Below are 22,567 nucleotides of genomic sequence, written 5' to 3' on the forward strand. Positions count from 1 at the left end.
CCTGGAGAGGAGCTTCTATGCGAGTACATGTGCTTCAACTTATCGTTGGTGATCAATTGATAAATGATTCCTACAATTCAATAGGCCTACATCTCCTATCATCGGGTACAGTTCTCGATGCTGGAGACATTTCAATGCTCAATCGCCACAGCGTGGATTATGTTGATATAGCTCCTAGAATCAGTGAAATTGAAAAAATCGTTGAGGAAGTCCCTTCCCGACAAGCTAATAAAGTGCAGGTAGCTTCGTTTCATAACGCGGTCGAGGGCATCAAAGAGCTCTTTGACATGTTGCAAGATGGGGGTACTATTCGCAATGAGGTTGTAGAATCCGCTTTCAATCCGATGATTGAGAGCATTCAAGAAGAGAAAGATGTGGTTTCACTCCTCTTATCCTTAACAAGTGAGGATGAGTATACCCTTCAACATAGTGTCCAAGTAGGTATGTTATCCTACTACATCGCTAAATGGATGAACAAGTCCGAGAAAGAAGCATTAGCGATCGGTAAAGCAGGTTATTTACACGATATTGGGAAATGTAGAGTTCATCCGGATATTTTGAATAAACCAGGCAAGCTGACGAAGGACGAGTTCGAGGAAGTTCAGAAGCATACCATTCATGGCTATGATATCATTCGAAAGTCATTGAAGGATGATACACTTGCGCTTGTTGCCCTTCAGCATCACGAGCGTATGGATGGTACCGGTTATCCACTACGCAAATTTGGTACCGACATTCATTCATACTCTCGCATTGTCGCCGTTGCCGATGTGTACAGCGCCATGATCTCAAACCGAGTTTATTCAGAACGGCGTGATCTACTGTATGTACTCAAAGAGCTTCACCGCATGAGCTTTGGCCAGTTGGATCCCAAAATTACGCAAGTTTTCATTCGCAATATGATTCCTAACTTTATTGGTAAAAAGGTGTCTCTGAGCGACGGACGTGAAGGTACAATCATTATGACGAACCCTTCCGATTTCTTCCGACCGCTCATTAACATCGACAATCAATTCCTAGATCTGTCACAGCTTGCAAATGTTGAAATAACGCGAATTGCGATGTAGTCGACCAGCTCTCTAAATAATGAGAGAGCTAATCGAAATCGCAATTCCAATATAGACTGCAGCGAGTAGTATACCGACCGCTACATTACGCTGCTTCAACTGATCTGATAGCTTTATGCCTGGTGTTAACCAATCAAACACCCAGTATGAAGCTATTAAACATGCGTACCCAACCGCAAACCATAAACTCATATGCCAGATGGAGGAGTTCGTATAGGCAGCAATGCCTAAAATGATCGCTGTAGCCACGAACTTACCTCCCATGGTGATACCAACGGCCACATTGCCATTGTTGATTTCTTCCATATCACGGTAGGGTGTCATTAAACTAAATACGTACATGCCTGCAAATTGCAGCAAAACAATCACACATAAACTAATAATAATATCCAAAACGATCACTCTGCCCACCCCCGAAATTTAGCCATAGATTGATCAAAATCTGTATAATCATGCACTTCTTCTAGTACTACGCTTACTTCTTTTTTATCCTTAAACGTTTTGTATCGCTCTTCTGGAATCGGCTGCTTAACCTTCTGTCCAGTAGGCAATTCGACCACAGCAAACCATCTAAATTTGCCATCCAGCTCTGTTTTATAAACCCCGACCAATTTCACGTCCGTCTTTATTTCTACTTTCAGCTCCGCAAAATCTTTATCTGCTTCTTCTTTGGTTTTGAACGATTTGATGGGCTTCCACTGCGACAAGGTCACATTGTTCTTCCCTTGACTGTCCGTTTTCATGGATGCCTGCATAAAACTCAAGATCCAGATCGTATCCCCAGTAGCGAAATTCTGATCATTGGAAATTCGCTCATTGTTGGGCAACAATACCATGTCTCCATCAATTAAATCGCCAACCTTCACCTGCTGAACTTGGTAATCCCACGGCACCTCGCCAGCTCCGTAATTCGTATAAGTTGCCGCATTCTCTGATGTTGTTTTGCTTAGAACAGATGGTTTCTTATCGAATGCTATGGTCAACAGCCATATGATACCGATAATTCCGATAAGTCCTACTGCCAATAGCATGAATCTTCCTTGTTTCAAGGCGCTTTCACTCCAATCGCCACAAATTGACTTGCATTTCCTGTGATAATGCCACCAGCTCTTCCTAGCAAGCCGCAGGGTGTTCCATTCAATACAAAAAGTCCCGTCAATAGATGACCTTCACCATGCTGAAAGGAAAGCCGCGGCAAATCAGCCCGTTCTTGATACACACGCTTAAAAAATACACTCGTATCAAAGCCCGCTTCATCCTTGAACTCCAGCTCTCCATGCTCGTTATATAACTGCACCGAGCCGCCCTCACGACCAAACATCGACTTAGACACATAACTGCCCTCGAAGACAGGTTCCATGTACGTAGCCAGCATGTAGGTTTTAATCACCTCGTGCTCCTCCGGCGTAAATATGTCAGACTGTCCTACATGAAGCTCCCAGATTAACGCCTGCAGCCCTTTGGATTGCAGCACCACAGCGTGTAAAGGATTGAACAGATGAACGAATTGTTCTTCGATGGCATACGACAGCGCTTCTCCGCCGTCATCAACCCCCATCCATTCCTTCGGATATAAGGCGAACATACGCTGAATGGTTTGATCCGCTCCAACCTTGACCACACCTTCGTCAATCCATAAATCCAAACAATCGACACAGATCATCTCTCTCTGACTGTGCGCGACAAGAGCATTAATCGTGCCAGAGTCTTCCTCATGCTTCCCATATGCAATGCAAGCCGCGTAATCGGGAGCTTCAATCGCCCAAGCGGCTCTTACGAGCTCTTTCATCCCAACATTTGGTGAATCCACACCATATTGCTCACATAGCCAAGGCGTAGCAATAGCGGCCTCTACGTAGCCTGTCGGCGTATCTGCGTTCAGTTCAAGCAATTTAATTGCGCCGTCCTGACTGATGGTAAAATCAAATCTGGCATAACGGCTAATGAAGCCTTCCTCATTCGGCTCAAGCCGATCCAATCCATCCCACAGTACTTCTGGGATCGACAGGTCTGCGTAAAGCTTCCTATCCCTGTGGACATAGCGGACTGCTTTATCGAACACTTGCCAGAGTCCTGCCGCGGCATGAATGAGGTCCTGATAAACTTCACTTGGCATCACGACAAGTTGATCAATCCAATACTGTTCCTGCTCCAAATTGGCCCAAGTAAAACCAAGATCGGCCAATTCCTGTACTCTTCGTTCTCTATCGGGAGATGGGGTCCCTATGACTTCAAATCCCATTCAATTAACCTCCAGAGCTTGAGCTGGAGGATGAGCTGAAGCCGCTTGATTTACCACCAATACTGCCAGATGAGGTCGAGGTCGATTTGGTGCTGTTGGACGACGTGCTGCCTACAGATGAGCTCGTATTTGATTTCGTTGTCGTTGACGATTTATTCGATGTAAACGTGCCGCTTCCGCTTGAAGTCGTAGGCGTCTTCGTTGTGGAACGATTCGTAAACGAGCTCGGTTGGTACGTTTTAGTCACATAAGGGGTATTCGAACGATAGTAATACGAGCGATGACTGCTCCCCCAGCTGCTGGATGAATAAGGGCTTACTGTATTAAAAATAAGATGATACAAGAGAAGATCATCCCAGCCAAAGCCGCTGCCACCGTAACTCTGGTTCACAATGACAGTCGAACCGCTACTGCTGCCTACTGGTGTTGGTGTTGGCGATGGCGATGGTGAAGGCTGATTACCTGGGATAGGCAAGCTCCAATCCACCTGCGGATCATAAAACGCTTTAACGTCTTCGTTCGACCATTCCACCAATTTGGATGAACCTGTTGTATTCGGAGCCGGTGTCTCTGCGGCCTGAGCGGATACCAGCAGCATTTGACTTAACAAGATCAGTGTGAGTGAAGCTGACAGTACTTTAAGTGGTCGTTTCACTACTTGCTTCCTCCCCCTTCTGAGCTGGCTGCAACGAGAAGCAATTCAAACACTTGAAGATCCAAATTTAAGCGACCCTCAATCATTTCATATTCCTTCCCGCCAACGAGGATAAAATTAGCCACATTTAAAGCTTGAATCAACTGATCATCCCATGCGCGTTCACCAATTTGGAGCAGCTGCCCCTCGATTAATTTTTCATACAGAACAATTCTCATGCTTCCATGCCTCCTTCACAAAAAAAATCCATACACATTTAAACGCACGAAGCACACATTTGTTTCAAAATTGACAAAAATAAAAGCCTATCCAAGGGATAGACTTTTATTCGGACATCATTTAATAAGCTATGCGCTTCGCTTTGAGAAATGTTTTTTTCCAATATGGCTTATCGATATTCGTAATTTGCACACCGTTTTTCGGCTCTGGTGATGCATGCAGCATTTTACGATTTCCAATATAAATCCCTACGTGCCCTACCGTTCTATTCGTTTTGAAACGGCCTGGTACATAGAAAAACATGAGATCTCCTTTACGCAAAGATTTTCGTGAAACCAAGGTTCCATGCGTTCCTTGCTGGCGAGCTACGCGCGGGAGTTTAATATTATATTTACCAAAAATATATTGGGTAAATGTGGAGCAATCGAAGCGTCCTGTCTTCGGATAAGGCCCCGTTCCAAATTTATATTTAACACCTAAATAATTTTCCCCTTTATCAATCATGGCATTGATATTGATATTTTTCAGAACCGGAACAACCTCTTGTTGGTCATATGGCGACCAAACCTGTAAATCTCCTGATGCTGGGCTCGGATTCATCGCTGGATTTGCGCCTGTACCGCTGTCCTTAAAAGGATCCGTTGGATCGTCCCCGAAATCCAAGTCCGGCGAATTATCATTCGCACCCGCAGGAGCGTCTTCATTCTCGATAATGGCTATGGGTGAAGCGTGTATGAGTACATCGCTTTTTCTAACTTCAAACGACATATCCTCTTGGAATAAATCGGACAAGCCAGAGACAGGTAAATATACCGTACCACCCTCTTTCACAACAGGTTGACTTAATTGAATGTCGGCGCCATCTTTAACAGCTTTTCTCGAGTCCATAAACAATTCAAAGTTGGCATCATTATCGCCGATCATTAGCTTGTTGTCTTCCCAATCGGATTGAAACTTTAGTGTCTTTATTAGATCTTGGGCAGACACATAATTCACATTGCCAATCTGCTTCATCGGGAGAACAGCATCATTACTCGCAAGGGCAATAATATCCTTGCCTGCTTGCGATAAGCTCCTCGTAACTGAGTTTCCTTGGCCTGTAAGACCTGTCGGACTCTGCGAGGGTGTTACGGTTGGAGGGCTCGCATTATCCTTCCCACAAGCTGTCGTAATCGCCAACATGACGACCATACTGCCTATTGCTGGTGTCTTTAGCTTACTCCACATGAATTTCTCTCTCCTTCAGGAAACATTATTATCCTTCATAGGGTGAGACAAGTGGCATGTAAATATGCAATTTGGCAGCTCATTCTGCCTTGGAGCATGTTGGAAAGCTGGGCTTACCATTATGAAAATGACCGTATAAATCGGGAACTCCAACATATATTTGTTCAAGAAGGAGTGATGATGTTGGGTATTTTTAGTGGATTAATCGGAAATTTATCTGAGGTTTCTGTCGAAGAACTTACAAAGCAATATGGCATCTATCTGATGCCGGATGAAACCATTTCAACAGGCTTTAAGCTGGTGAGAGATTCCTTTGTCATCACCGACGAGCGCATTATCCTGATTGATCACCAGGGCTGACTGGCAAGAAGACCAAGGTATCGACGATCGATCTAGACGCCATCTACGAAGTATCCATGGAATCCGGCGGTACAGGCTTTGATGACAGTGAGTTAATTATTCATTACATAACATCCCCCTACTACAAATCGAATAACATTTCTACCGCGTCGTATCGCTTTGAATTTAAGAAAAAGTTCAATATCCAATCGTTGTATGTGGCGCTGCAATCAGCGGCTACGCAGAATCGTAAGCGGATAAACGGGTAACACGTACGTATGCAAAAAAGCGCCCCAGAGAAATATCTGGGACGCTTTTTCTATGATCAGGAGATTAACCGATAGACCCTTCCATCTCAAACTTAATGAGACGGTTCATTTCCACGGCATATTCCATTGGAAGTTCTTTCGTGAATGGTTCGATGAAGCCCATAACGATCATTTGCGTAGCTTCTGCTTCTGTAAGACCACGGCTCATGAGGTAGAACAATTGATCCTCAGATACCTTGGATACTGTCGCTTCATGCTCAAGTGTGATGTTATCGTTCAAGATTTCATTGTAAGGAATTGTATCTGATGTTGACTCGTTATCCAAGATCAACGTATCGCACTTGATGTTAGCTTTGGAGCCTTGGGAGTTACGCCCGAAGGAAGCCAAACCACGGTACGTTACTTTACCGCCGTGCTTGGAGATCGATTTGGATACGATTGTCGATGTTGTATCTGGTGCCAAATGCGTCATTTTCGCGCCCGCATCTTGGTGTTGACCTTTGCCCGCAACAGCGATGGAAAGAACCATCCCTTTAGCGCCGCGGCCTTTAAGAACAACAGCTGGGTACTTCATTGTCAGCTTGGAACCGATGTTACCGTCAACCCACTCCATCGTAGCTCCTTCTTCTGCAACCGCACGTTTAGTAACGAGGTTGTAGATGTTAGGTGCCCAGTTTTGGATCGTCGTGTAACGCGCACGGGAGTTCTTCAGACATACGATCTCAACAACCGCACTATGAAGGGAGTTCGTGCTGTAAATAGGAGCTGTACAGCCCTCTACGTAGTGTACGAAGCTATCTTCATCGGTGATGATCAAAGTACGCTCGAATTGACCCATGTTCTCGGAGTTAATACGGAAGTAAGCCTGCAAAGGCACTTCACATTTAACGCCTTTTGGTACGTAGATGAAGGATCCGCCTGACCAAACTGCACTGTTCAACGCTGCAAATTTGTTGTCAGAAGGAGGAATGATTGTTCCGAAATATTGTTTGAACAATTCCGGATATTCGCGAAGAGCTGTGTCCGTATCCGTGAAGATAACACCTTGATCTTCAAGCTCTTTTTGCATGCTGTGGTAAACTACCTCGGACTCATACTGTGCAGATACACCAGCTAGGAACTTTTGCTCTGCTTCAGGAATACCAAGCTTGTCGAACGTTTCTTTAATTTCTGTAGGAACTTCTTCCCACGTTTTACCTTGCTTCTCGGATGGACGAACATAGTACTGGATATCATCGAAATCCAAGTCATCCATGTTTCCGCCCCAACGCGGCATCGGCATTTTGAAAAATTGCTCAAGTGATTTTAGACGGAATTCCAACATCCATTCTGGTTCGCCTTTAATTCTTGAGATTTCTTCAACGATTTCACGAGTTAAGCCTTTACCGGATTGGAAAATGGACTTATGCTCATCTCTAAAACCATATTTGTAATCCTCTAAATCTGGCATTTGTTTAGCCATGGTTGATTCCTCCTTAACGATTTCTTTCTTACGATTAGTTATTCGGTCTTATGTGAATGTTCAATCCCTTTGCGTAGAGCGTTCCACGCAAGAGTCGCACATTTAATCCGCGCAGGGAATTTGTTAACTCCAGACAGGGCTTCAATGTCTTCGTATTCAAATTCAACAGGTTCGCCCTTCATCAGGCCGGAAAAATCATCGGCCATCTTCAGCGCTTCCTCGATCGTTTTGCCTTTGACCGCATCCGTCATCATGGATGCAGAGGATAAGCTGATCGAGCAGCCTTCGCCTGTGAATTTCGCCATTTTCACGATGCCTTCTTCAACTTGCATCTGCAGTGAGATTTTATCTCCACAGGTTGGGTTGTTTAGATCAATCGTAACAGACTCGCCGGACTCAAATTTCCCACGGTTGCGCGGAGTTTTATAGTGATCCATAATTACTCTACGGTATAAATCATCCAATTGCATCGCCGAAGTACTCCTTTGTTTTCAGTAAAGCCGTCACAAGACGGTCTACATCATCTTCCGTATTATATAGATAAAAGCTTGCACGAGCTGTGCTGCTTTGTTCTAACCATCTCATCAGCGGCTGGCAGCAGTGGTGACCGGCACGAACTGCAATGCCCATCGAATCCAAAACGGTTGCCACGTCATGAGGATGAACATCCCCAAGATTAAAGGTTACAAGACCTGCACGGTTTGTCGTTGGTCCGTAGACAGCTAGATCAGGGATCTGCATCATCCGGTCTAACGCATAATTCGTGAGCTTCACATCATGTTTATATATGTTATCCATCCCGACTTCCGTTAAGAAGTCGATCGCAGCGCCAAGTCCTACTGCTCCTGCAATCATAGGTGTTCCGCCTTCAAATTTCCACGGAAGTTCCTTCCAAGTAGACTCGTAAAGATCGACGTGGTCGATCATTTCGCCGCCAAACTCAATAGGCTCCATGTTATTTAACAAAGACTTCTTCCCATACAATGCCCCGATTCCAGTCGGTCCACACATCTTATGCCCGGACAGGGCATAAAAGTCACAATCCAAATCTTGCACATCCACCTTCATATGCGGTGTGCTTTGTGCACCATCTACCATGATTTTAGCACCATGTTTATGGGCGATTTGCGCGATTTCCTTAATCGGGTTCACGACGCCTAGAACATTGGACACATATACGATCGAAACGATTTTCGTACGATCTGTAATCGTGTTTTCAGCATCTACCAAGGAAATAGATCCGTCTGGTTGCAGCGGGATATATTTTAAAATGGCACCTGTCTTCTTAGCTGCTTGCTGCCAAGGAATTAGGTTGCTGTGATGCTCCATCGGTGTAAGGACGATTTCATCGCCCTCACGCAGTACCGATTGGGCATAACTAGCTGCCACAATATTAATAGCGGTTGTCGTGCCTCTAGTGAAAATAATTTCCTGCTCACTCGCTGCCCCGATGAACTTAGCCACTTTGGCTCTAGCTCCTTCGTACGCATCGGTTGCACGGGAACCTAGGGTATGAACACCACGATGAACGTTCGCATTATCCCACTCATAGTAATGCTTCAGTGCCTCAATCACCTGAGTAGGCTTCTGGGAAGTAGCAGCACTATCCAAGTAAACCAGAGGATGACCGTTCACTTCTTGCTTCAGAATGGGAAAAAGTTCACGTATCTCGGCAGGTATCATTGTCCTAGCTTCCTCTCCACTAAGCTTTGCAGCTGTTCTTCAACGCTCTTAACAGGGATCTCAGACACAACTGGTGCCAAGAATCCGTAAATGATTAAGCGTTGAGCTTCTTCCTTCGTAATCCCGCGGGACATTAGGTAGTGAACTTGCTCTGCATTCACTTGCCCAACACTCGCTGCGTGACCTGCTTTAACATCATCTTCGTCAATCAGAAGAATCGGATTCGCGTCTCCGCGTGCTTTCGGGCTTAGCATCAAGACTTTCTCCGTTTGTTGACCGTTACAGCCTTGTGCGCCTTTTTCGATCTTCGTGATTCCGTTGATGATCGCAGTAGAGCTATCACGCATAACTGCACGTGTAATCATATCACTTGTTGACGCTTTGCCCCAGTGAACAGCGCGAGTCGTCAGGTTTAGCTTCTGTTCTTGTGTTCCAACACAGATCACTTTCGCATCCGAGTCGGATCCTTTGCCTTTAAGAATAGATGTCGTATCGGACATCGAATTTCCATAGTTCAACTCTCCAACAACCCATCCAATACGGGAGTCGTCTTCAAGGATCGCACGACGATACGTGAGATCTGTTACGGATTCTTCCAAGCTGTGAATGGAAGAATAGCTAACGCGTGATCCTGGTTTTGCAAACACTTCAACAACACCGTTCTGTACAAGTGCTGCGCCGCCAACGGAGGACACAAAGTTATCTACATACGTAACGGAGCTGAATTGCTCAGCAACGATCAGGACATGCGGTGCAAATGTAGCTTCTGCATCATCGGCTACAAATAAAGCTTGAAGCGGAATGTCTACAACAACGTTTTTCGGAACGTAGATGAAGATACCGCCATTCCACAATGCCGCATGCAAAGCTGTTAGCTGATTTTCATTCGCTTGAACAGCCTTCATGAAGTAAGGCTTCACCAAATCTCCATGCTCACGAACAGCCGTTTCAAGATCTGTGAAAATAACGCCTTGCTTTTTCAATTCTTCCGACACTTGATTGAACACGATACCGGAGTTGCGTTGAACAATCAGGTTATCGGAATTCGTTAAGCCTTTCGTCACTTCAGGCAGTGCATCAAGTGAACTCAAAGCTGCTTGCTCTTTATAGGAACCGTAAGCGGAAATGCTCCAACGGTCGATTCTTGTTTTTTCTAGTATAGGTAATTCCAACGAATTCGCTAATGCCACGCCTTCAGTACGAAGGGCTGTCATCCACTCAGGCTCTTGCTTGCTGCGGGAGAGCTCAGTAACAGCATTAGTATCGATGGAAAGTGTTGTTTTAGTGCTCATGATTTCCTCCATTTATAAGTATCTTTGACCCGAAGATCAAAGTCTCTCAAAAGATAAGTAAGTATAAGTTTCACTTTATACAATTGCTTATCTTTCTCCATAAACGCTACCGTCCATGTAGGACGGAGTAGCCGTTTATTTTGTCTCCTAGTACTTCGGCCCAGTCGTGTTCATTGGAACTTTGAATTCTTCTTCGTCTTGACCAACAGTTTCATCAACGATTCCGAGTTCTTCTTTGATCCAGTCGTAGCCTTCTGCTTCCAAACGCTCAGCAAGCTCAGGACCGCCTGATTTCACAATGCGACCTTGCATCATAACATGTACAAAATCAGGTTTAACGTAGTTCAACAAACGTTGGTAATGCGTAATGATCAAGAATCCACGATCTTCGCTGCGCATAGCATTAACACCTTCAGCAACGATACGCAAAGCATCGATATCTAGACCGGAGTCAATTTCATCAAGAACTACGATTTTAGGCTCAAGTAAAAGCATTTGAAGAATTTCGTTACGCTTCTTCTCACCGCCGGAGAAGCCTTCGTTCAAGTAACGGTGCATGAACTCAGGGTTCATTTCCAGTTGCTTCATTTTTGCTTCCATTTGACGGATGAATTTGATCAAGGAGATTTCGTTGCCTTCGCCGCGACGAACATTCATCGCACTGCGCAAGAAGTCAGCATTCGTTACCCCTGTAATTTCGCTTGGGTACTGCATAGCCAAGAACAGACCAGCGCGTGCTCTCTCGTCTACAGCCATCTCAAGCACATCTTCGCCATCTAAAGTAACAGAACCCTCTGTAACTTCATATTTCGGGTGACCCATCAACGCAGATGCCAATGTACTTTTACCAGTACCGTTCGGCCCCATGATCGCGTGAACTTCGCCGCCTTTGATTTCTAGGCTAAGACCTTTCAAAATTTCCTTTCCTTCGATGGTCGCCTTCAGACCGTCTATTGTAAATGTTAATGAATTTGCCATTTTCTTTAAGCCTCCATAATGTTTGAGTGTACTAGATAGTTGACAATCAAATGAAATGATTATCACTGATTCTCATTAGAATAATTCTATTATAACTTACTAAAACAAATCAAGAAAGTGCCATTGCGTGAAAAAGGCGACCGTTTTGTGAAAAGCTACGCACATTTTACGCCAAAGTACGTTTTATTTCAGCAACTTGTGCGGTAAATTGTTCCTCATTCAACACGGGAGTCATTGCGGTATCATCCGGTACCAATGCTCCTAGCTGTATCCATGATTTGCAGCCAATATAGGCCTGTTCGATCTCGATTTGAAGCGGCTGGTCCAGCTTATATACCCGTAATAACATTATATGCAGCGGGTTTTTACGTTTCCACTTCAAACGCTCTTCTGTAAAATTTTCTGTCCAAATATGGAAAGGGAATAGCTGATTAAGCTGATCCTGATCGCTGACCTCGATGTCTTCCACCATGCGGGCAAAAGAAGTGATCGTCACATGTGTATCTTGTGCGCTCCAATTGACCAACGTTTCATCGATAATTCCGCGATAATGCTCTTTCAGCAGTTCTTTTCTCTGATGTTCGTATGTAGGGTACAGAAAAAAATCAGTCGATTCGACTTGAAAATCTCTCGTTTCTTCGACAATACCTCCCTTGCGCATAATAAAAATTTGCGAGCCAGCCTCTAATGCTTTAATAGCAGATGCCCACTCCTTTAAAGCAATCCCATGTCCCATGACGCCAACTCCTCGTTCTCCTCGTTAATCCATCTATTATAAATAAACTTTGTGAGCAAAACAAATGAAATTGACAGTTTTCAGGAAAAATAAAAAGGAACGGCGCAAAAATTTGGCCATTCCTTCTTCTCATTTTAGAGAATCCGTGACATAAGTGTCGTTCATTCGGGTAAACTGTTCCTGATTATGTTTCATTGGGTTCGGATCATGAGCCGTGTCAGGAGCGTCTGCTTGGTACGCAATCAGCAGGAAAATGGCGCATACCGTGATGGCCATCATGACATTCAGAAGTTTCATCCATCCCACATCCTTCGAAACATAATGTCTTTAGGATAACGGAATTTCATTTTACGAATGTTCGAACGACTTAAAGATTGTGTAAATATTTCACTTACCCCAGAAAAGATTGCAGCATCCAGCGATGCTTTTCCAAGGAAGTTTGGATCGCTAAGAGCATATCCGAAGTAGTGTCATCACTCGCTTCCTCACATACTTGCATGCCAGCCTTCAACTCTTGCGTAAGAATAGTGAAGTCTTCAATGATCGCTTCGACCATTTTCGTAGCGGTCTCTGTGCCGGAGGCTTCTTTCAATGACGAATTCTCTAAGTAGGTTTTCATGGTTGCTAAAGGTTTGCCGCCGATCGCAAGCAAGCGTTCAGCTAGCTCATCCACATGAAGTGCAGCCTCATTATAAAGCTCCTCAAATTTCACATGGAGTGTGAAAAATTGATTCCCTTTTACGTACCAATGGAAGTTATGCAATTTAACGAATAGTAAATTCCAATTTGCGATTTGCTTATTGAGAACAGCTTGAATTGACTGCGTTGATACTAACGTCGCGCTCGTCATGAACATCCTCCTTCTTTTTGCCTAAAAATCGTCTGTGTACAGGCTAATTTACGTTAATTTCGCGAATTTTATGTAAAATAAACGACATTTCTGAAATGTGTATTTCATGCGCAATCAATTTGTCTTATACTAGGTAAAGAATATTAATACTCAGTAAATTAGTTGGAATTAGTTCCAATCACTTAAGATTACGCTTACGAAGTCAGTTTTCTGACGAAAACTTTTAGGAGGTTCCTCAATGTCCACTTATCATCCATTATCGGAAGCACAAGCCATCGAATACGCGCGTCGCATTCCACAATTATTTCAAGCTGATGCGGAGTTAGCTAGTCAGGAAATCGGAGATGGAAACTTAAACCTGGTGTTTCGTATAACCGAAGCTGCCACTGGAAAAAGTATTATTTTGAAGCAAGCTCTTCCGTATGCCAAAGTTGTTGGGGAGTCCTGGCCGCTTACACTGGACCGCGCTCGTATTGAGAGCGAAGCTTTGATCATTGAAGAAGGGCTCGTTCCAGACCTAGTTCCACATGTGTACGCCTATGACGCTGACCTAGCGCTAACAGTCATGGAAGATTTGAGCGATCACGTGATCATGCGCAGAGGGCTGATAGAGGGTAACCAATACCCGCTGTTTGCTGAGCATATTGGGCGCTTTTTAGCTCATACGCTATTCTTCACTTCAGATTTAGGAAAAAATCAACAAGAGAAAAAGATTCAGCTGGGACGCTTCATCAATCCTGAGCTTTGCAAAATCACGGAGGATTTGATTTTTGATGATCCGTATCGCGATGCGGAAACGAACAATTTTGAAGCAGCGATCCGTGATGCGGTGGAACAACTTTGGGCAGACAACGATCTTCACCTTGAAGTTGCTATTCTGCGCAACAAGTTCCTTACCCAAGCGCAAGCTCTGCTACACGGCGACCTGCATACGGGCAGTATTTTCATCAAAGCAGATTCAACAAAAGTTATTGACCCTGAATTCGCGTACTATGGCCCGATGGGCTTTGATATTGGCGCTGTATTAGCTAACCTATTGCTTAACTTTGCTGCACAAGAAGGTTGGAGCAAAGACGAGGGCAGCCGCTCCGCTTACCGTGCTTATTTAACGCAAACAGTGAAGGATGTATGGACGCATTTCGAGCAAAACTTCCGCGCATTATGGAATGAGCACGGGGTAGATCGTGTATTTACAGCTCCAGGCTACCAAGATTATTTCATCTCAAACTTGCTGCGTGATGCAGTCGGATTCACAGGCGCCAAAATGGTGCGCCGCGTAGTCGGCCTAGCACATGTAGCCGATATCGATAAAATTGAAGATGCCGCTGCGAGAGAACGCGCACAACGATTGGCATTAAGAATCGGCACCGCTGCTATTCGAGCGAATCGCCAAGCAACATCCATTGATGAACTTATACACATCGCAACACGAGCAGCAGAAAGAGGTTTTGTACTATGACAACGAACGTAGAGAATGAAAATGTAAAAAATGAAAACGTAAAAGATGAAAATCAAGAGCAAGGTGCTTTGCAGTCCTTGCGCTGGAACGGCCAGCAGCTAGATTTGCTAGATCAACGCCTCCTACCGGAGGAAATCGTGTATTTGCCGCTGGAGACACCGATTGAGGTGTGGGAAGCGATTCGGCACTTAAAAGTTCGCGGCGCACCTGCGATTGGGATCGCCGCCGCGTATGGGGTGTACCTCGGCATCCGCGGCGTGGATGCTGCGGTTGATGCGCTTCTGGCGGAAGTCCAGAAGCAAGCGGATTACCTAGCGACGTCGCGTCCGACAGCGGTGAACTTGTTCTGGGCGCTCGATCGCATGCGCGCGAGAGCAAGTGCTTTGGCAGCCGAGGGCGTGAGCCCGGATGCGTTCAAGTCTGCGCTTCTGCAAGAAGCGCAAGTTATCCAGGCGGAGGACGAAGACACCAACCGCCGTATCGGCGAACATGCGCTTACGCTGTTCGAGGATGGGTTCGGCGTGCTGACGCACTGCAACGCCGGCGGTTTGGCAACCGCCAAGTACGGCACGGCGCTAGCGCCGTTCTACTTGGCGAAGGAGCAGGGGCTGAACATCAAAGTGTTCGCCGATGAGACGAGACCCGTGCTGCAAGGCGCGCGGCTTACGGCTTTTGAACTGCAGCAAGCGGGCGTCGACGTCACGCTTATCTGCGACAACATGGCCGGCGCTGTAATGGCCAAGGGCTGGATTCAAGCGGTCATCGTCGGGACGGACCGCGTTGCTGCGAACGGCGATGTCGCCAACAAGATCGGCACGTACAGCGTAGCTGTGCTGGCTAAGGCGCATGGCATCCCGTTCTATGTGGCAAGTCCGTTGTCCACCATCGACTTGAACACACCGACTGGCGGAGATATTCCGATCGAGGAGCGTCATGAGGACGAGATCACGCAAGGCTTTGGCAAACGCACAGCGCCAGCTGGCGTGAAGGTGTTCAATCCGGCGTTCGACGTAACGCCGAATGAGTATGTTACCGCGATTATTACGGAAAAAGGGATCGTTCAAGCTCCGTATGGCGAAAATCTGCGTAAGCTTTTTGAATAGAGCTAGAAAGTCGATGTTCGGGACCTCCAGGGTTGCAACTAACTGGAAAATCCCCAGTTAATTTCATCAACTTCAGCTAAAATATGAGTTTAGATGGAAAAACTCCAGTTAAATTCAGGAAATCTTCTTCTTTTGCGAAGAAAGCCTGAAAATAGCTGGAGTTTTTCCAGTTATTCGGTTTAAAGTGCGAAATCGGCACGAAATAACTGTATGTTTTCCAGTTAGTAGGTAAAAAAGAGCTGTTCGAAAGTAGTGAAATCTACTTTCGAACAGCTCTTCTTAATTGCTGCCTGCATGCTGGAGCACTCTGTTTTCCCGATAGGCATTCGGGGTGGTTCCATGCGCTTTTTTGAATACGTAGTGCAAATAATTGCTGGAGGTGAAGCCGCTGCGCTCTGCTATTTTCTCCAGAGTAAGCGAGGTTTGCTGTAACTCACTGCAGACGAATTTGAGGCGAATTTGCTCCAAATACTCGCTGAATGACACATTGGCTTTCTCCTTGAAAATCCGCTGCAGCTGCCTCGAGCTAATCTGCACACGCTCTGCTACCCCCTCTAAGGTTAGAGGGCGGCGGAAATTGTCTGAGATGAACTGAACAGCCATGTGATAGCGATAGCTTTTCATATCACGGGCAGGCAGGTTCACGCCCTGCTGTTCCGGTCGATAGGCACTCACGGTCCTGAGCAGCATCTGGACAATGGACTGCTTGATCGTCGTATATTGCCCCAGCTGATTGTTCCGCCATGCTTCATAGGCAACGAGGAAACATTTCATCGCTTCGTGGCGGTCTACGGCCGGAATTCGGGGAAGCTCACTCAGCTGTCCAATACACGCTTCCGCTTCGGCTATCTCCCATTCTTCTCCCCAGCCATGTGCAGCTTTGGGCTCATTCTCATCGCTCTGATCTAGCTTGACAATATCCACATGGAGACACAGCTCCCCCATTGCTTCATGCTCATCCGCTTCTTGTCGATGGATGACGCCAGGAGCTGTGACATAGAGCATTCCTTCATGGAGTGGATGCGTAACCCCATCCAGAATCACTCTCCCTTTGCCGCTAGGGATATAATGAATTTCAAATTCGGAATGTTGATGATAATTCACAATTGTTCCGGCTGGAAAGGAAGTCAGGTGACAACGCAATACCCGGAGTCCATAAGCCCCCCAACGAAAGCTTAATTCCAAGCGATCTAATGCCATCGGATTTTCCAGCATAGGTTCGAAGTAAAAGGGTTGACTCACGGGTATACACCATTTCCTTTCCAGTTGATTAAAACATTTATTAGTTAGCCAAGGAATCCAATCGAACCTGGCTCTTGCTTGCAACAGATAGATTAGAAGCTTCCATAAGCTTCGTTAGGTCCACAGCCAATGCGATATTTTCAGTGGCTTTAGTTCCATTTTGAATATGGGAAACCCATTGTTCAAAAGCAGACGGCTTCGCCTCCGGCAATGCCTCGTAAGCCACCCATTGATTCGCAGCTTCCTCTAGCTTGCTCGTACGAATCATAACGCGTTTATCTTGATCGGAGTACAAGACACTGCCTGCTGTGCCATGGACTTCAATAACGAATGGTGAATGAGCATTCACAAAGCCCGCTTCAACAATCCCAAGTGCACCGTTCTCATACTGAAGCAACGATACCGCATTATCTTCAACTTCTCTGCCCGTCACATAACCGTAAGAAGCGCTTACAGCTACTGGCAGACCTAGGAACAATCGATTGAGATACATCGGATGGCAGCCAAGATCGATTAGAGCTCCGCCACCGCATTGCTCAGCATTATAGAAATGCTCCGGCAACCAGCCATTCGGATTCGCTGTAGTTGAAATTCCGCCATTATGTGAAAGACGCGTGCGTACAAGTGTAATTGGTCCTAGAAGCTCTTTTTCAATAATTTCTTGAATGGCTAACGTAGATGGTGAATTCAAACGCGGCAACGAAACCGTTAACGTCACGCCTGCTTTCTCCACAGCTGCTAGAATTTCATTAACTTCGCTAAGAGTAGGAGCAATAACTTTCTCCGTGAAAATATGTTTACTTGCTTGTGCAGCAGCGATCATTACATCTCTGTGTAGGTTGGTTGGTGTATCTACAACCACCGCTTCGATTTCTGGATTTGCCAATAGCTCTTCAAGACTGGAGTAGAAAGTCACGCCACGTGCTTCGGCTTCTTGTTGACCTCTTTCCACGATCTCGTCCCAAATTGCGACAATTTCAGTATCTGGGTGTTCGTTCACCTGTTTTGCATAATCCTTTGCATGTACATGCCAGAAACTCAACATTGCTACTTTCATTTTGAACTACCTCCAAATAAGTGACTTGGGATCATTGTATCATGGGGCCCGAGGCGGTTAAATTTCAAATAGGCGACAGACGAAGGTGCAAAATTACGACATCACAACGAATTTTCTCATACACGCAGATTAGGATAAATTATCAAGTACGTCAAGTGTTTTCAATGCTTAAACCAAAGTTGATAATTCCAATCAGATTAGTATACAATTAAATAATTAATTCTATCCCCTGAAAGGAGTAATTCCTATGTTATTTACACCCTATACAATTGGCGGGCTAACGCTCAAAAATCGTATCGTAATGTCACCTATGTGTATGTATGCATCGGATGAATCCGGTGAAGTCAAAGATTGGCACCATGTTCATTATACGACTCGGGCCGTCGGCCAAGTTGGACTTATCATTTTTGAAGCATCCGCAGTCACTGCACAAGGACGAATTTCCCCGCGAGATCTGGGTATCTGGGATGATGCACAGATCGATGGCTTGAAACGTGTTGTTACTTCCATCCATGGACAAGGCGCCCATGTGGGCATTCAGCTCGCACACGCAGGCAGAAAAGCAGTCTTAGACACGCCTATCATAGCCCCCTCAGCGATTCCTTTCTCAGAAACGTTCAAAACACCTGAGGAAGCTACACTGACAGACATACAGAATACCGTCAAAGCGTTTGCTGATGCGGCTGATCGTGCAAAGCAAGCTGGTTTTGATGTCATCGAAATTCACGCTGCGCACGGCTATCTCATCAATGAATTTTTGTCTCCACTTTCGAATCATCGTCAAGATGCTTACGGCGGTGACCAAGAAGGGAGGTTCCGCTTTTTGCGGGAAACCGTTCAAGCTATTCAAACACGGTGGGACGGTCCTTTGTTTGTACGCATTTCGGCTCATGAGTATGTAGAAGGCGGACTTACGCCTCAGGATCACGTTTACTTCGCCACAAAACTCAAAGAGCTTGGCGTCCATCTAATTGATGTCAGCTCCGGCGCTAACGCTCCGGTCATTCCACACTTTTACCCTGGCTATCAAGTGCCATTCGCCGAAGAAATTCGCACCCAAGCTGAGATCCCCGTTGGTGCAGTCGGTCTGATCACCGAGCCGCAGCAAGCAGAAGAGATTCTCCAGAATCACCGCGCGGATCTTATTTTTCTAGGCAGGGTACTACTACGCGATCCTTACTGGGCAAGGAGCGCTGCTCATGACTTACGCGCTGAACTCGCTCCTCCGACGCCTTATCAACGAGGATGGTGAACAAAACAACCCCACTTGGACATTGGAGTCCGAGTAGGGTTGTTTTCGTTTATTTCGATACTGGCACTGTATGATAATATTCTTCCATCGTCGAATTTTTTGACTGGATTTCCTTCGCGATATCAATGCCAACATATCTCAAATGCCACGGCTCATATTGGTAGCCTGTAATAGCGGCTTTTCCTTGCGGGTAACGGATAATAAAACCGTACTCCGCTGCATGCTTCTCTAACCAGATCGCTTCTTTGGTCCCGCCAAAACAATCCGATGCCGCACATTTCCCATTGCTGCCCGATACGTCTATGGCAAGTCCCGTTTCATGCTCACTTGTTCCCGGAACAGCGCTGTACGTTTTGGCTTTTTCTTCACCATCTTTTTTCACGTAGCTTTCGAATAGGGATTTCTGTGTTGCGTACGAGCGGTACGCAGAAACACCGGCTAATGGAACGCCGTCCTTCGCAGCACCAGCGAACAGCTTTTCAATAGCTGTAGCCGCGACCTGCCTCATTTTGCGCTTATCATTTTTTTCCGAGAATGTAAACGCAATGTTCGGATAAACCAGATCCGTCGGTTCATAGCTGGATGGCAGCATATTTTGCTTATTCACAAGAGCCGTTATGCTATCCGGTTTGGCGATCACCTGAATGGTGCCATTTTTAGTTGGTGTGCTGCTTGCCGTAGGAGTCGTTGTTGCACCAGATGTAGGTTTCGCTGTACTTGAAGCAGAAGGCGTCGGTACCGCTGATGTCGTCGGCGTCGCTCCTGCACTCGGCGCTACTGTTGCTGTTGCCGCCGGTGACACTGTCGCTGTTGGGTTAGGTGAAATGGTTGACGTCTCTTCACTTTTATTCCCGCAACCAGCGGTGATCGATAACGCTATAAGCAAAGCGATGCTTATTGTCTTAGTCGTTTTCATTCGTTGTCGTTATGCCTCCTAGAAGTTGTAAAAGCTTTTCAAAGTAATAGACCGCTATAGGGATGAAAAAGTTGCAAACCTGCCTTCTTTTCTCCAAACCAAAAAGGCTGCATTAGGGTGAGCCCCTAAATCGCAGCCTTCTCATATTTTATGCGGAACGGGTTAACGTTTCAAGTTTACTTTTGACTAGCCAATATCGCTTGCTCCAAATCATAAATAATATCTTCAATCGCTTCGGTGCCAACAGATAGACGGATAAGCCCAGGAGACACACCAGCGGCAGCTTGCTCCTGCTCCGTTAATTGCGAATGGGTTGTGCTTGCGGGATGAATAATTAACGATTTGGAATCACCAACATTGGCCAAATGAGAGAATAGCTCCACAGCGTGAATCAACTTTTTCCCCGCTTCAATACCGCCTTTAATGCCAAAGCTCAAAATCGCGCCTTGACCCTTCGGTAAGTATTTTTTAGCTAGTGCATATGTCGGGTGGCTTTCTAGGCCAGCGTAGTTTACCCATTCAACAGACTCATGTGCTTCTAAATATTGGGCAACCGCCAGCGCATTGGCGCTGTGACGCTCTAGACGCAAGTGCAGCGTTTCTAATCCTTGCAGCAGCAGGAAGGAGCTTTGAGGCGATAAAGATGCTCCCAAATCTCGCAACAATTGCACGCGCGCTTTGATAATATAAGCAATTGGGCCAACGGCATCTGTGTAAACTACGCCATTATAGCTCGGATCCGGCTTCGTCAAACCTGGGAATTTGCCGCTTGCCGCCCAATCGAATTTCCCTCCGTCTACGATAACGCCACCTATAGTTGTACCGTGACCGCCGATAAACTTCGTCGCAGAATGTACCACAATGTCAGCCCCATGCTCGATAGGTCTTAGCAGATAGGGACTTGGGAACGTATTATCAATAATAAGCGGAATCCCATGTTCATGAGCAACTGCGGCCACAGCTTCAATATCAAGAATATCCCCTTTGGGATTACCTATGGATTCGGCATAAATGGCTTTCGTTTTATCCGTAATGGCACTGCGGAAATTTTCCGGGTTGCTTGCATCTACGAATTTCACCTTAATGCCTAATTTGGGCAATGTATGAGCAAATAAATTATAAGTTCCGCCATATAGGGCCGAAGCAGCTACAACTTCATCACCAACTTCAGCAATGTTCAAAATCGAAAACGTGATGGCCGCTTGACCTGACGCCACTGCCAGCGCGGCAGGAGCGCCCTCTAATGCGGCAATACGCTGCTCGAATACATCTGTCGTTGGATTCATTATCCGTGTATAAATGTTGCCAAATTCCTTGAGTGCGAATAAATTAGCGGCATGCTCTGTGTCATTAAACACATAGGACGTCGTTTGGTAGATCGGGACTGCCCGTGACTTGGTTGTTGGATCAACCTTTTGACCTGCATGAATCGCTAGTGTTTCCGGTAAGTGCTTACGTTCAGAATTGGACATGAGCATGCCTCCTAAAGAATAATTAATCAAAATATATTATTCCGACTGGAATAGTGAGTTATAAATCTCATTCTAATGGCATTTTCTTCCTGAAGTCAATATAAGATTTCTAAAAAAAACGAAAACCCGCAATCGAACCCATCTTCGATCACGGGCATTTCTTAAGCTTTATCTTGCGGAAGAAGGATAATGCGTCCATTTTCCATCTCTACACGCATTTTATTCGTTCCAGTAGCCCCAATGGATTCGAGGTAGTTAGCCGGAATTTGCAGTCTGCCTGCCTTATCCACGACAGCATACTCCACATGCGAATCTTCTTCCGATGAGATAATCCCACGCTCCAGCTCTAACAGCTCTTCTTGATAAGATTTGCGCCGCAGTATTTCGGAAGAGGTTTTGCCGTCACGAATCGCTACCACGCGGTCTACCTTCTTCGCTAGCAGCGGATCATGCGTGACGATGACGACGGTCAGCCCGAAGCTGCGATTCAGCTCACGGAACAGATCCAGAATCTGATTCGCCATCTTCGTATCTACGGAGCCTGTCGGTTCATCGGCCAATAAGAGCCTAGGCTGATTCGCGAGTGCAATCGCAATGGCGACACGCTGCTGCTCCCCGCCAGAAAGCTCATTCAGCTTGTTATTTCTCCGATGACTCAAGCCTACGGCTTCCAATAAATCCAAAGCGCGATAGCGCTTGCGCCGTCCCTGCAGCAGAATGGGCAATTCCACATTTTCCAATGCCGTTAGATAGGGAATGAGGTTGCGGGCATTATTTTGCCAGACGAAGCCTACCGTTTCCCGCTTATATTTGACTAGATCAGGTTCTTTAAACTTCAATAAGTCCTTCCCATCCACACTCAGATTGCCTGCTGAAGGTCGGTCCAAACCTCCCAGCATATTGAGCAGCGTCGACTTCCCACTGCCGCTATTGCCGATAATGGCCATCAGCTCTCCCTCTTCAATGTGAAGGTCCAGCCCTTGCAAGGCAACCACTTCAAGATCCGCAGCTTTATATATTTTAACTAAATTCTCACAATGAATCATG

Annotated in this window: 23 protein-coding genes and 1 pseudogene; 5 read left to right on the forward strand and 19 right to left on the reverse strand. The window is 45.9% G+C overall.

Annotation, left to right across the window (positions count from 1 at the left end; all coding sequences use genetic code 11):
• Positions 1–17 precede the first annotated feature (17 nt).
• On the forward strand, positions 18–1,067 hold the full coding sequence (locus AC58UX_RS08555; RefSeq protein WP_497251430.1) for an HD-GYP domain-containing protein: 1,050 nt from the start codon (positions 18–20) through the stop codon (positions 1,065–1,067).
• Positions 1,068–1,079: 12 nt separating this feature from the next.
• On the opposite strand, the gene AC58UX_RS08560 is transcribed toward AC58UX_RS08555, so the two are convergent.
• From AC58UX_RS08560 to AC58UX_RS08585, 6 genes are all read right to left on the reverse strand, one after another.
• Positions 1,080–1,469, reverse strand: coding sequence for a DUF350 domain-containing protein (locus tag AC58UX_RS08560; protein ID WP_497251432.1), 390 nt, complete (start codon positions 1,467–1,469; stop codon positions 1,080–1,082).
• Entirely contained in the window at positions 1,466–2,116 is a 651-nt protein-coding gene (locus AC58UX_RS08565) for a signal peptide protein (protein WP_497251434.1), read from the reverse strand. The genes AC58UX_RS08560 and AC58UX_RS08565 overlap by 4 nt, the downstream gene beginning before the upstream one ends.
• Entirely contained in the window at positions 2,113–3,309 is a 1,197-nt protein-coding gene (locus tag AC58UX_RS08570; RefSeq protein WP_497251436.1) for a glutathionylspermidine synthase family protein, read from the reverse strand. Before AC58UX_RS08570 ends, AC58UX_RS08565 begins: the two co-directional genes overlap by 4 nt.
• A 4-nt stretch (positions 3,310–3,313) precedes the next feature.
• Positions 3,314–3,964, reverse strand: a complete 651-nt coding sequence (locus tag AC58UX_RS08575; RefSeq protein WP_497251438.1) for a hypothetical protein — start codon at positions 3,962–3,964, stop codon at positions 3,314–3,316.
• Positions 3,964–4,182: a hypothetical protein gene (locus AC58UX_RS08580; protein ID WP_497251440.1), complete on the reverse strand. Its 219-nt coding sequence runs from the start codon at positions 4,180–4,182 to the stop codon at positions 3,964–3,966. Before AC58UX_RS08580 ends, AC58UX_RS08575 begins: the two co-directional genes overlap by 1 nt.
• Positions 4,183–4,303: 121 nt before the next feature.
• On the reverse strand, positions 4,304–5,410 hold the full coding sequence (locus tag AC58UX_RS08585; RefSeq protein WP_497251442.1) for a C40 family peptidase: 1,107 nt from the start codon (positions 5,408–5,410) through the stop codon (positions 4,304–4,306).
• Positions 5,411–5,590: 180 nt separating this feature from the next.
• On the opposite strand from AC58UX_RS08585, the pseudogene AC58UX_RS08590 reads away from it, so the two are divergent.
• Positions 5,591–6,018 (forward strand): annotated as a pseudogene (locus tag AC58UX_RS08590) (PH domain-containing protein).
• Positions 6,019–6,082: 64 nt separating this feature from the next.
• Here the strand turns inward: AC58UX_RS08590 and sufB are convergent.
• From sufB to AC58UX_RS08630, 8 genes are all read right to left on the reverse strand, one after another.
• Positions 6,083–7,480, reverse strand: coding sequence for a Fe-S cluster assembly protein SufB (gene sufB, locus AC58UX_RS08595; RefSeq protein WP_497251444.1), 1,398 nt, complete (start codon positions 7,478–7,480; stop codon positions 6,083–6,085).
• A 38-nt stretch (positions 7,481–7,518) separates the two neighbouring features.
• Positions 7,519–7,950 carry a Fe-S cluster assembly sulfur transfer protein SufU gene (sufU, locus tag AC58UX_RS08600; protein WP_497251446.1) on the reverse strand — a complete coding sequence of 144 codons (432 nt, stop codon included), beginning with the start codon at positions 7,948–7,950 and terminating at the stop codon, positions 7,519–7,521.
• Positions 7,937–9,163 carry a cysteine desulfurase gene (locus AC58UX_RS08605; protein ID WP_497251448.1) on the reverse strand — a complete coding sequence of 409 codons (1,227 nt, stop codon included), beginning with the start codon at positions 9,161–9,163 and terminating at the stop codon, positions 7,937–7,939. The genes sufU and AC58UX_RS08605 overlap by 14 nt, the downstream gene beginning before the upstream one ends.
• Positions 9,160–10,455, reverse strand: coding sequence for a Fe-S cluster assembly protein SufD (gene sufD / locus AC58UX_RS08610; protein ID WP_497251450.1), 1,296 nt, complete (start codon positions 10,453–10,455; stop codon positions 9,160–9,162). The genes AC58UX_RS08605 and sufD overlap by 4 nt, the downstream gene beginning before the upstream one ends.
• 147 nt (positions 10,456–10,602) lie before the next feature.
• On the reverse strand, positions 10,603–11,433 hold the full coding sequence (sufC, locus tag AC58UX_RS08615; protein WP_497251452.1) for a Fe-S cluster assembly ATPase SufC: 831 nt from the start codon (positions 11,431–11,433) through the stop codon (positions 10,603–10,605).
• A 166-nt stretch (positions 11,434–11,599) separates the two neighbouring features.
• Positions 11,600–12,169, reverse strand: a complete 570-nt coding sequence (locus AC58UX_RS08620; protein WP_497251454.1) for a DUF1802 family protein — start codon at positions 12,167–12,169, stop codon at positions 11,600–11,602.
• Positions 12,170–12,298: 129 nt separating this feature from the next.
• A complete protein-coding gene (locus tag AC58UX_RS08625) occupies positions 12,299–12,466 on the reverse strand; it encodes a hypothetical protein (RefSeq protein ID WP_497251456.1) in 168 nt (55 codons plus the stop codon).
• 94 nt (positions 12,467–12,560) lie between these two features.
• A complete protein-coding gene (locus tag AC58UX_RS08630; RefSeq protein WP_497251458.1) occupies positions 12,561–13,019 on the reverse strand; it encodes a Dps family protein in 459 nt (152 codons plus the stop codon).
• Positions 13,020–13,257: 238 nt separating this feature from the next.
• On the opposite strand from AC58UX_RS08630, the gene mtnK reads away from it, so the two are divergent.
• Entirely contained in the window at positions 13,258–14,478 is a 1,221-nt protein-coding gene (mtnK, locus tag AC58UX_RS08635) for an S-methyl-5-thioribose kinase (RefSeq protein ID WP_497251460.1), read from the forward strand.
• Entirely contained in the window at positions 14,475–15,581 is a 1,107-nt protein-coding gene (gene mtnA, locus AC58UX_RS08640; RefSeq protein ID WP_497251462.1) for an S-methyl-5-thioribose-1-phosphate isomerase, read from the forward strand. The genes mtnK and mtnA overlap by 4 nt, the downstream gene beginning before the upstream one ends.
• A 279-nt stretch (positions 15,582–15,860) precedes the next feature.
• On the opposite strand, the gene AC58UX_RS08645 is transcribed toward mtnA, so the two are convergent.
• Both AC58UX_RS08645 and AC58UX_RS08650 read right to left on the reverse strand, forming a co-directional pair.
• Positions 15,861–16,823, reverse strand: a complete 963-nt coding sequence (locus tag AC58UX_RS08645) for an AraC family transcriptional regulator (protein ID WP_497251464.1) — start codon at positions 16,821–16,823, stop codon at positions 15,861–15,863.
• A 40-nt stretch (positions 16,824–16,863) separates the two neighbouring features.
• Entirely contained in the window at positions 16,864–17,880 is a 1,017-nt protein-coding gene (locus AC58UX_RS08650; protein WP_497251466.1) for a Gfo/Idh/MocA family protein, read from the reverse strand.
• Positions 17,881–18,127: 247 nt separating this feature from the next.
• On the opposite strand from AC58UX_RS08650, the gene namA reads away from it, so the two are divergent.
• Complete coding sequence (gene namA / locus AC58UX_RS08655) at positions 18,128–19,132, forward strand: NADPH dehydrogenase NamA (RefSeq protein ID WP_497251468.1); 1,005 nt, start codon at positions 18,128–18,130, stop codon at positions 19,130–19,132.
• Between the two features lie 49 nt (positions 19,133–19,181).
• Here namA and AC58UX_RS08660 read toward each other — a convergent pair whose 3' ends face one another.
• The 3 genes from AC58UX_RS08660 to AC58UX_RS08670 all read right to left on the reverse strand — a co-directional run bounded on the left by AC58UX_RS08660 (position 19,182) and on the right by AC58UX_RS08670 (position 22,566).
• Entirely contained in the window at positions 19,182–20,048 is an 867-nt protein-coding gene (locus AC58UX_RS08660) for a M15 family metallopeptidase (protein ID WP_497251470.1), read from the reverse strand.
• 176 nt (positions 20,049–20,224) lie between these two features.
• Complete coding sequence (locus tag AC58UX_RS08665; protein WP_497251472.1) at positions 20,225–21,520, reverse strand: homocysteine synthase; 1,296 nt, start codon at positions 21,518–21,520, stop codon at positions 20,225–20,227.
• A 161-nt stretch (positions 21,521–21,681) separates the two neighbouring features.
• Positions 21,682–22,566 carry an ABC transporter ATP-binding protein gene (locus tag AC58UX_RS08670; protein WP_497251474.1) on the reverse strand — a complete coding sequence of 295 codons (885 nt, stop codon included), beginning with the start codon at positions 22,564–22,566 and terminating at the stop codon, positions 21,682–21,684.
• Between the last annotated feature and the right edge of the window lies 1 nt (position 22,567).

Source organism: Paenibacillus sp. J22P90 (assembly GCF_059692195.1).